We start from the raw sequence: 9524 nt of genomic DNA on the forward strand, positions 1-9524 counted from the left end.
GCTCCCACTGCGCATCGGTCAAGTCACCACGGCCCATCAACCCACAGTGACCCAACCAACGCCCACCGTCAGTCGATCCAAGAAACAGGCCCTAGCCCCGCCCAAAACCGATTCCGGGCCCCTCCGCGTCGCCGATAACCTTGGAACATGCCCGATCCGCAACTCGTACTCGCCGCCCGGGTCCAGGCCGCGCTGAGCGCCGCTTTCGGACCGTCGTACGCGGACACCGACCCGGTCATCCGGCCGTCGCAGTTCGCCGACCTTCAGGCCAACGTGGCGCTGCCGCTGGCCAAGAAGCTGGGCCGCAAGCCGCGAGACGTGGCCGAGGAGATCGCGGCGCACCTCGACACGGCGGGGGTCGTGTCGCAGGTGCAGGTCAGCGGGCCCGGGTTCATCAACCTGACGCTCAGCGACGAGTGGATCGCCGGCGAGGCGCAGCGGGCCCTGGAGGACGAGCGGCTCGCCGTCCCCCTGGCCGACAAGCCGCAGAAGGTCGTCGTCGAGTACTCCTCTCCGAACGTGGCGAAGGAGATGCACGTCGGGCACCTGCGGACCACGATCGTCGGCGACGCGATCGCGCGGATCCTGGCGTTCCTCGGGCACGAGGTCGTCCGGGACAACCACGTCGGCGACTGGGGCACCCCGTTCGGCATGCTGATCGAGCACCTGCTCGACCTCGGGGAGGACGCCGCCGCGCGGGACGACTCGTCCGTCAGCGACCTGACCGCGTTCTACCAGGCCGCGCGGGAGAAGTTCGACGGCGACGAGGCGTTCGCCGACCGGTCCCGGCGCAGGGTCGTCGCGCTCCAGGCGGGCGACGCCGAGACGCTGCGGCTGTGGAACGTCCTCGTCGAGGTGTCGAAGCGGTACTTCAACTCCGTCTACGGGCGGCTCGGCGTCACCCTCACCGACGACGACATCAAGGGCGAGAGCTACTACAACGACCTGCTGGCCCCGACCGCCCGGGAGCTGGAGGACAAGGGCATCGCGGTGATCAGCGACGGGGCGCTGTGCGCGTTCCCGCCCGGGTTCACCGGCCGGGAGGGCGAGCCGCTCCCGGTGATCATCCGCAAGAGCGACGGCGGCTACAACTACTCCACCACCGACCTCGCGACGATCCGGTACCGGGTCGACACCGAGCACGTCGACCGGATGATCTACGTGGTCGGGGCGCCGCAGGCGCTGCACTTCCAGATGGTGTTCGCCGTCGCGCGGATGGCGGGCTGGCTGAACGACGAGGTCAGGGCCGAGCACGCGCAGATCGGCAACGTCCTCGGCACCGACGGCAAGATCCTGCGGACCCGGGCCGGCGGCACCGTCAAGCTGGCGGAGCTGCTGGACGAGGCGGTCGAGCGGGCCGGCGCCGTGTTCGACGAGATCCAGCACGACGAGCCGTTCGACGACGCGACCCGGGCCGAGATCGTCCAGGCGGTCGGCATGGGCGCGGTGAAGTACGCCGACCTGTCGGTGGCGCGCGACAGCGAGTACACCTTCGACTTCGACCGGATGATCTCGTTCAACGGCAAGACCGGCCCGTACCTGCAGTACGCGACCGCGCGGATCCGGTCGATCTTCAGGAAGGGCGGCCTGGCCCCCGAGGACGCGACCGGCCCGATCACCCTCGTCCACCCGGCCGAGCGGGCGCTGGCGCTGGAGCTGCTCGGGTTCGGCGCCGTGCTGAAGCAGGCCGGCGAGACCGCCGAGCCGCACCGGCTGGCGAGCTACGTCTACTCGGTCGCCGACGCCTACACGACGTTCTACGAGAACTGCCCGGTGCTGAAGGCCCCCGACGAGCAGACGCGGGCGTCGCGGCTCGCGCTGTGCGCGGCGACGCTGCGCACGCTCGTCACCGGCCTCGACCTCCTCGGCGTCCCCACCCCCGAGCGCATGTGAGACGGGCGCCGGGCGCGGCGCCCCGGGTCACGGCACGCTCGTGCCGCGCGGCGAGGGCTGGCCGGGAACGGACGGAGCCTGCGGCCGGGCCTCCCCCTGGGCGGGGCCCTGCGCGGGCCCGGCCCGTTCGCGGGTGACCTGCTCGCGGACGGCCGGCACGATCTCCAGGGCGAACACCGGGAGCTGCTCGGGGTCGCCCCCGTACAGGAACGTGTCGACGCCGTGCCCGACGGCCAGCTCGGTCAGCTCGTAGATCCACTGGCGCGGCGGGCCGTGCAGGAAGCCCCGCGACTCCCGCCCGTCGACCTCCCCTTCGAGGACGTAGACGCGGCGGATCTCGCCGGGCCGGCGACCGGCTCTCAGCGCGGCCTCGTCGACGCGGCGCTGCCCGTCCGCGAGCCGCTTCGGCGGGACGAGCGACGACGGCGCGATCCAGCCGTCGGCGACCCTCCCGGCGAGGTCGAGGCCGCGCGGCCCGGTGACGCCGAACCAGATGCCGATCTGGTGCGCGGGCGCCGGGCCCGCCTGCGCCGCCGCGAACCGGTAGTGCTCGCCCGCGAACCGCAGCCCGTTCTGGTCGCTCCAGTGCAGCCGGATGAGCTGCACGGCCTCCTCCAGGGCGCGCCGCGACGCCGCGCCGTCCAGGCGCGGCCCGCCGTAGGCCTCGACGCCGCCCGGCTCCATCCCCGTGCCGAGACCGAGCTCGGCGCGGCCGCCGCTGAGCCGGTCCATCGTCGCGATCGCCTTGGCGAGCGCGGCCGGCGGCCGCAGCGGCAGGCACGCCACCGCGGGCAGCACCCGGATCCGGGACGTGCCGGCCAGCACGGCCGCCATCAGCGCGAGCGCGTCGGCGGTGTCGCGCCGGTACGGCTGGTCGCGGATCCCGAGCAGGTCGAGCCCGAACCGGTCCGCCTCCCGGGCGGTGTGGAGCAGCGGAGCGGAGGCGTCCGGGACGACGGACAGGCCGAACCGCAGCGGGCGCCGCGGCCGGGACGCCGTCATTGCAGGTAGCCTTCGACCTCGTCCGGCGGCCGGACCTCCGCGCCGCCGGGGTCCTCGCCGGCCTCCAGCCTGGCCCGGCGGCGGCGCAGCAGGTCCCAGCACTGGTCGAGCGCGACCTCCAGCCGTTCCAGCCGCCGGTGCTCCTCCTCGCGGTCGAGCTCGTCGCGCTGGTACCGCTCGCGGAGCCGCCGCTCCTCCCCCACGTACTCGTCGATGCGCGCCAGGATGTCCTTCTCGTCCATCGCGGTCTCAGCGCTCGCGGCCGCGGTCGGTGAGCCCGCTCAGGAACCCGCCGTCCGTCCGCGTCGAGTGCTGGAGCGAGTTGGTCTTCGGCTCCACGACGGGCGGTGGCGGCGGCGCCGGCCGCGCGGCGGACGTGCCCGCGGTCGTCGTCCGCGCGGGCGTCCTGCGGGCCGGAGCCGCGGACTTGGCGGTCCCCGATCTGGCCGACCCCTTCGCGGTGCCCGACCTGGTGCTCGCGGTCGTCCGCGACGACGTCGACTTGCGGGCGGCGCTGGCCCTGGACTTGGGCGCGGCCGGCTTGCGGGCCGTCCCGGACGCCTTCGCCGTCCCCGACGTCTTCGCGGTGCCGGACGTCTTCGCCGATGCCGCCGTCCGCGACGTTGCCGCCCTGGACGTGGACTTGCGCGCCGTGGACGACTTCGAGGCGGTCGTCCGGGCCGAGGCCGTCCCGGACCGGCTCGACGCCGCCGTGGTGGACTTGCGGGCCGTGGTCCGGCTCGTGCCGCTCCTGCTCGCCGCCGTGGTCCTCCTCGCCGGCGCGGCGCGGGTCCCCGTCGGCTTGGCGGTGGTGGTGATGACCTTCGCCGCCGCGTCCATCGCCTTCGCGGCGTCGGACATGGCCTTGGTGGCGCTGGTCATCGCCTTGGTCATCGCCGTCATGGCCTTGGCCGACGAGGACGCCTTGGTCGCCACCGACTTCATCTGCGTCGCGGCGGTCTTGGCCTGGCTCGCGGCCTTGGTGACGCGGGTCGCGGCCGCCGACGACGACGCCGACGACCGGCTGGGCGCGGCGGGCTTCCTCGCCGTGCCGCTCCTGGTCGCGGTCGTGCGGCTGGTCGTGGACCGCGACGGCGCCTTCGCCGCCGAGGTCCGTTTCGCCGCCGGCTTCCTGGCGGCAGTGGACTTGGTCGCTGATGTGCTCTTCGTACGGGCGGCCGACCCTCGGCTCGCCGTACGCGATTCGGTCTTGGTAGGCACTGATCTCCCCCCACTGTGATCAGTTACGGGGAGATCTATTCCACACTTCGTGACCCTCTACACACGCCGCGTCATTTCAGCTCAGACGCCCACCGGATGCCAGACGGTCTTGGTCTCCAGAAACGCGGTCATACGTGCGGTTCCCGGCTCATCGGTCCAGTCGCCGCCCGTCGGGAGCAGGACGCGCTTGAGGTTCCCCGCCGCCTTCTCCTCCAGTTCCTGGAGGTGCTCGGGGAGCGCGCCCGCGAGGTCGAGGGCGTTGACGTCCATGTGGGCGGCCAGCCAGGGGGCGATCTCGGTGCGGCGGCCGGTGAGGATGTTGACGACGCCGCCCGGCAGGTCGGAGGTCGCCAGCACCTCGGCGAGGGTGACGGAGGGCAGCGGAGCCGGTTCGGACGCCACCACCACTGCGGTGTTGCCGGACACGATGACCGGGGCCAGGACGGACACCAGGCCGAGCAGCGGCGAGTCGGGCGCGACGACGGCGACGACCCCGGTCGGCTCGGGCGTGGAGAAGTTGAAGAACGGCCCGGACACGGGGTTGGCGGCCCCGGCCACGGCGTCCAGCTTGTCGGCCCAGCCCGCGTACCAGACCCAGCGGTCGACGGCGGCGTCCACCTCCGTACCGGCGGCGCCCTTGGACGCGCCGGCCTGGCGCAGCTCGTCCACGAACTGGTCGCGGCGGCCTTCCAGCATCTCGGCGATCCGGTACAGGATCTGGCCGCGGTTGTAGGCGGTGCGTCCGGACCAGCCGGGGAACGCCTTGCGGGCGGCGACCACGGCGTCGCGGGCGTCCTTGCGGGACGCCTGGGAGGCGTTGGCGAGGAAGCGGCCCTTGGAGTCGGTCACGGGGTAGGACCTGCCGGATTCGGACCGGGGGAAGGCGCCCCCGATGTAGAGCTTGTAGGTCTTGCGCACGGAGAGACGGTCAGGCATTGAGGTAGGCCTCCAGTCCGTGGCGTCCGCCCTCGCGGCCGAACCCCGATTCCTTGTAGCCGCCGAACGGGGAGGCCGGGTCGAACTTGTTGAACGTGTTGGCCCACACCACCCCGGCCCGCAGCCGCTGCGCCGTCCACAGGATCTGCGACCCCTTCTCGGTCCAGATGCCCGCCGACAGCCCGTACGGGGTGTTGTTGGCCTTGGTGACGGCCTCCTCCGGCGTGCGGAACGTCAGCACGGACAGCACGGGCCCGAAGATCTCCTCGCGGGCGATCCGGTGCGACTGCGCCACCCCGGTGAACAGGGTCGGCGCGAACCAGAACCCCTGGGCCGGCAGCTCGCAGGGCGGCGACCAGCGCTCGGCGCCCTCGGCCTCGCCCGCGTCCGACAGCTCCCGGATCCGCGCGAGCTGCGCGGCGGAGTTGATCGCCCCGATGTCGGTGTTCTTGTCGAGGGGGTCGCCGACCCGCAGCGTCGCCATCCGCGCCTTCAGCCGCTCCAGCACCTCCCCGGCGACCGACTCCTGGACGAGCAGCCGGGACCCGGCGCAGCACACGTGGCCCTGGTTGAAGAAGATCCCGTTGACGATGCCCTCGACGGCCTGGTCGAGGGCGGCGTCCTCGTAGACGATGTTGGCGGCCTTGCCGCCGAGCTCCAGCGTCAGCCTCCTGCCGGTCCCGGCGAGGGTGCGGGCGATCTGCCGGCCGACGTCGGTGGAGCCGGTGAAGGCGACCTTGTCGATCCCCGGGTGCGCGACGAGGGCCGCGCCGGTCTCGCCGGCGCCGGTGACGATGTTGACCACGCCGGGCGGCAGCTCGGCCTGGCGGCAGATGTCGGCGAACAGCAGCGCCGTCAGCGGCGTCGTCTCCGCCGGCTTGAGCACGACGGTGTTGCCGCACGCCAGCGCGGGGGCGATCTTCCAGGCCAGCATCAGCAGCGGGAAGTTCCACGGGATGACCTGCCCCGCCACCCCGACGGGCCTCGGGTCGGGCCCGAACCCGGCGTGGCGCAGCTTGTCGGCCCAGCCCGCGTAGTAGAAGAACCACGCCGCCGCCAGCGGCACGTCCACGTCCCGCGACTCGCGGATCGGCTTGCCGTTGTCGATCGACTCCAGCACGGCGAGCTCGCGCGCCCGCTCCTGGACGATCCGCGCGATCCGGTACAGGTACTTGGCCCGCTCGGCCCCGGGCATCGGGCCCCAGACCTTGTCGTAGGCGGTGCGGGCGGCCCGCACGGCGCGGTCGACGTCCGCCTCGTCCGCGCAGGCGATGTCGGCCAGGACGGTCTCGTCGGCCGGGTTGACGGACTTGAACGGCTCGCCGTGCCCGTCGGTGAACTCGCCGTTGACGAACAGCCCGTAGGAGCCGCGGATGTCGACGACGGACCGGGACTCGGGCGCCGGCGCGTACTCGAAAACCATGATCAATCCAACGTGAAGTAGTCGGGACCGGAGTACACCCCGGTGGCGAGCTTGCGTCGCTGCATCAGCAGGTCGTTCAGCACCGAGGAGGCCCCGAGCCGGAACCACTCGGGCGCCAGCCAGTCGGGTCCCGCGGTCTCGTTCACCAGCACCAGGTACTTGATCGCGTCCTTGGTGGTGCGGATCCCGCCCGCGGGCTTGACCCCGACCTGCCGCCCGGTCGCGGCCCGGTAGTCGCGGACGGCCTCCAGCATGACCAGCGTCACCGGCAGCGTCGCCGCCGGCGACACCTTGCCGGTGGAGGTCTTGATGAAGTCGGCCCCGGCGCGCATCGCCAGCCAGGAGGCGCGCCGCACGTTGTCGTAGGTGGCCAGCTCGCCGGTCTCCAGGATCACCTTCAGGTGCGCGGTCCCGCAGGCGTCCTTGACCGCGACGATCTCGTCGTGCACCTTGGCGTAGTCGCCGGCCAGGAACGCGCCCCGGTCGATCACCATGTCGATCTCGGCCGCGCCCGCCGCCACCGCCGCCCGGGTGTCGGCCAGCTTGGCCTCCATCGGCGCCCGCCCGGACGGGAAGGCCGTCGCCACGCTCGCGACGCCGATCCCCGTCCCGGCCAGGGCCCGCACCGCGACCTCGACCATGTCGGGGTACACGCAGACCGCCGCCACCGCCGGGACCGAGGCGTCCGCCGGGTCGGGGTGCGCGGCCTTGGCGCACAGGGCCCGCACCTTCCCCGCCGTGTCCGCGCCCTCCAGCGTGGTCAGGTCCACCATCGAGATCGCCAGGTCGATCGCCGCGGCCTTCGCCGACGTCTTGACCGACCGGGTGGCGAGCCGCGCCGCCCGCTCCTCGGCGCCCACCCGGTCCACCCCGGGGAGGCCGTGCAGGAAGGCGCGCAGCTCGGCGGCGCTGTTCAGAGTCTCCATTGACACTCCCCCAGCATCGCCGAACTACGTCCCAGGCACAAAACGGGCGCTCAGCGCAGCGGTTCGGTCGTCCAGCGGGCCGGGTCGGCGCCGAGCGGAGTGGTCCGGCGGTACAGGCCCGTCAGCCCGCCCCGGACCTGGAGGCGGCGCAGCGGCTCCCCGGTCGCCTGGAGGCCGACGTCGAACCCCCGCACCCCGTAGACATTGAGGATCTGCGACTTCGCCGCGGGCACCCGGCCGATCGTCGGCCCGGGGTGCGGCAGCCGCGTGTCGAACGCCGGATGCCCGTCGACGGTCGTGTTGGCGTCGGAGGACCGGCCGCGCGGACGGGCCGGGGTCAGGGAGATGATCAGCTCGCCGTCCCGCCCGGGGACGGCGAAGGAGAACATGGCGTCCGGAAGCGTGCCGGCCCAGACCCTCGTGATCTTCAGCCCGGCCGGGAGCCCGGTGACGCGCACGGGGAACGCGGCCGGCCGTCCGCCGCCGAAGCCCACCCCGGCCGCGATGCGCTGGACGGTCGCCGGGTCGGCGACGGCGCGGTCGTTGACCGACAGCAGCGCCCAGGCCTTCGGGCGGTACTCCCACCGGAACTCCGCCGCCACCTGGGCCGATCCCGGGCCGCCGGGCTTGATCGACCAGTAGGCGGGGCGCCCGTTGACCGGCGCCGCCCTCGTCAGGCGCCCCTTGCGTCCTCCCGGCAGCCGCGGGACGCCCGGCCGCACCCCCGGCGGGAGCACGCTCAGCTCGATCGCCATGCTCCCCGGCCCGCGGCCGGCGGACGCCGTGAACACCGTCGCACGCTGTTCGTCCTGTGTGACCCGCGTCCGCGCGTAGCCGGGGGGCAGCCACCCGAAGGCGGCCTTCTCCACCAGCGGGCTCGGATACTTGGCCGTGCCCACCACCCCGCTCGAACGGTCACCGGACGACGGGACCAGCGCGACCACCGCGACGGCCGCGGTGACGCCCACGGCGACGACCGCGGCGGCGGCCGCCCGTCTCGTCCGCCGGATTCGCCGGGCCCGCGCCACCGCGGCCGCGGCGTCCACGGCCGAGGCGGGGGCGGGGGCGTCCGCGAGGCGTTCCAGCCTCTCCTTGAGGTCGTTCATGCCGGCTTCTCCCCTTCCGCGAGATCCCATGCCGGCTCCAGTGCGCGCCGCAGCGCGTCCAGACCGCACGCGGTCTGGCTCTTGACCGTCCCGGCCGAGCAGTCCAGGACGCCGGCGGCCTGCTCGATCGACAGGTCGCAGTAGAACCGCAGCACCACGGCGGCCCGCTGCCTCGGAGGCAGCGCCGCCAGCGCCGACCGCAGGTCGATCCGGCCCGCGTGGTCGGCGGACTCGGCGGCCTCGTCCGGCATCCGGTCGACGACCCGGACCCGCTGCCGCCAGCCGCCGCGCTGCTCGGCGAGGAACACCCTGACCAGCACCGTCCGCGCGTAGCCGTCGAGGTTCTCGGCCGCCGACGCCTTCCGCCAGTGCAGGTACAGGCGCGTGATCGCGGACTGGACTAGGTCGTCCGCCCGGTGCCAGTCCTGGCACAGCAGGTACGCGACCCGGCGTAACCACGCCATCCGCGACGTCACGTAGGCGGTGAACTCCTCGTCACGGCTCGCGGACCGCGCGCTCCTCGACTGCTCCACACCTTCCTGATGCGCCGGCCCCCGCGAAAGGTTGCACGCCCGCGCCCGGAGCTCCTCACAGGGCGATCCGGGCCCAGACCCATTTGCCGCGCGGCTCGGTGGGGACCACGCCGCACTGCGCCGCCAACTCCTCGACGATCAGCAGGCCGCGTCCGCCCATGCCGTAGTCGTAGCCCGGGTCGGGGGCGGGGTCCGCGGCGGGGCGTCCGCGGACGGCGCCGGACGCCTGCACACCGGCCGCCGGTCGCAGGCGTCCCACAGCTCTGGAACGGCGGGCGCGCCACCACCGAGCTCGCCGCCCAGTAGCGGCGGCGCCTCGTCACCGGCGGCGCCTCGTCACCGGCCGTGGCCGGCGCGGGCCTCGGCGGCGGACTTCAGGTCGGCCAGCCAGGCCCGGAGCCCCTGTCCGGCGTCGCGGCGAACAGCACGGGGAACACGTACAGGAATCCGAGCCACATGGCGCCCGCGCCGACCGAGAGCCAGA

At 73.6% G+C, this 9524-nt stretch carries 10 protein-coding genes; 2 read left to right on the top strand and 8 right to left on the bottom strand.

Annotated features, from left to right (window positions below):
* The first annotated feature begins 147 nt into the window (after nucleotides 1–147).
* Complete coding sequence (gene argS / locus AB0C69_RS31345; RefSeq protein ID WP_360358630.1) at nucleotides 148–1893, top strand: arginine--tRNA ligase; 1746 nt, start codon at nucleotides 148–150, stop codon at nucleotides 1891–1893.
* A gap of 27 nt (nucleotides 1894–1920) precedes the next feature.
* Here the strand turns inward: argS and AB0C69_RS31350 are convergent, their stop codons facing one another.
* Nucleotides 1921–2895: an LLM class flavin-dependent oxidoreductase gene (locus tag AB0C69_RS31350; protein WP_360358631.1), complete on the bottom strand. Its 975-nt coding sequence runs from the start codon at nucleotides 2893–2895 to the stop codon at nucleotides 1921–1923.
* Nucleotides 2892–3137 carry a DUF2630 family protein gene (locus AB0C69_RS31355; protein ID WP_345173269.1) on the bottom strand — a complete coding sequence of 82 codons (246 nt, stop codon included), beginning with the start codon at nucleotides 3135–3137 and terminating at the stop codon, nucleotides 2892–2894. The genes AB0C69_RS31350 and AB0C69_RS31355 overlap by 4 nt, the downstream gene beginning before the upstream one ends.
* 29 nt (nucleotides 3138–3166) lie before the next feature.
* Between AB0C69_RS31355 and AB0C69_RS31360 the strand changes: the two genes are divergently transcribed.
* Nucleotides 3167–4135: a hypothetical protein gene (locus AB0C69_RS31360; RefSeq protein ID WP_353834800.1), complete on the top strand. Its 969-nt coding sequence runs from the start codon at nucleotides 3167–3169 to the stop codon at nucleotides 4133–4135.
* Nucleotides 4136–4197: 62 nt separating this feature from the next.
* Here the strand turns inward: AB0C69_RS31360 and AB0C69_RS31365 are convergent, their stop codons facing one another.
* Genes AB0C69_RS31365 through AB0C69_RS31390 form a run of 6 tightly spaced genes read right to left on the bottom strand, consistent with a single transcriptional unit; the run spans nucleotide 4198 to nucleotide 9299 of the window.
* Entirely contained in the window at nucleotides 4198–5052 is an 855-nt protein-coding gene (locus AB0C69_RS31365; protein WP_360358632.1) for an aldehyde dehydrogenase family protein, read from the bottom strand.
* A complete protein-coding gene (locus tag AB0C69_RS31370; protein ID WP_345173265.1) occupies nucleotides 5045–6475 on the bottom strand; it encodes an aldehyde dehydrogenase family protein in 1431 nt (476 codons plus the stop codon). The genes AB0C69_RS31365 and AB0C69_RS31370 overlap by 8 nt, the downstream gene beginning before the upstream one ends.
* A gap of 2 nt (nucleotides 6476–6477) precedes the next feature.
* Entirely contained in the window at nucleotides 6478–7401 is a 924-nt protein-coding gene (deoC, locus tag AB0C69_RS31375; RefSeq protein ID WP_345173263.1) for a deoxyribose-phosphate aldolase, read from the bottom strand.
* Nucleotides 7402–7451: 50 nt separating this feature from the next.
* Nucleotides 7452–8507: a hypothetical protein gene (locus tag AB0C69_RS31380; RefSeq protein WP_360358633.1), complete on the bottom strand. Its 1056-nt coding sequence runs from the start codon at nucleotides 8505–8507 to the stop codon at nucleotides 7452–7454.
* Nucleotides 8504–9040, bottom strand: a complete 537-nt coding sequence (locus tag AB0C69_RS31385) for a SigE family RNA polymerase sigma factor (protein WP_360358634.1) — start codon at nucleotides 9038–9040, stop codon at nucleotides 8504–8506. The genes AB0C69_RS31380 and AB0C69_RS31385 overlap by 4 nt, the downstream gene beginning before the upstream one ends.
* A gap of 55 nt (nucleotides 9041–9095) precedes the next feature.
* Nucleotides 9096–9299 carry a hypothetical protein gene (locus AB0C69_RS31390; RefSeq protein WP_360358635.1) on the bottom strand — a complete coding sequence of 68 codons (204 nt, stop codon included), beginning with the start codon at nucleotides 9297–9299 and terminating at the stop codon, nucleotides 9096–9098.
* Between the last annotated feature and the right edge of the window lie 225 nt (nucleotides 9300–9524).

This window comes from Actinomadura sp. NPDC048032, assembly GCF_040653175.1.
Lineage (GTDB): Bacteria > Actinomycetota > Actinomycetes > Streptosporangiales > Streptosporangiaceae > Spirillospora > Spirillospora verrucosospora.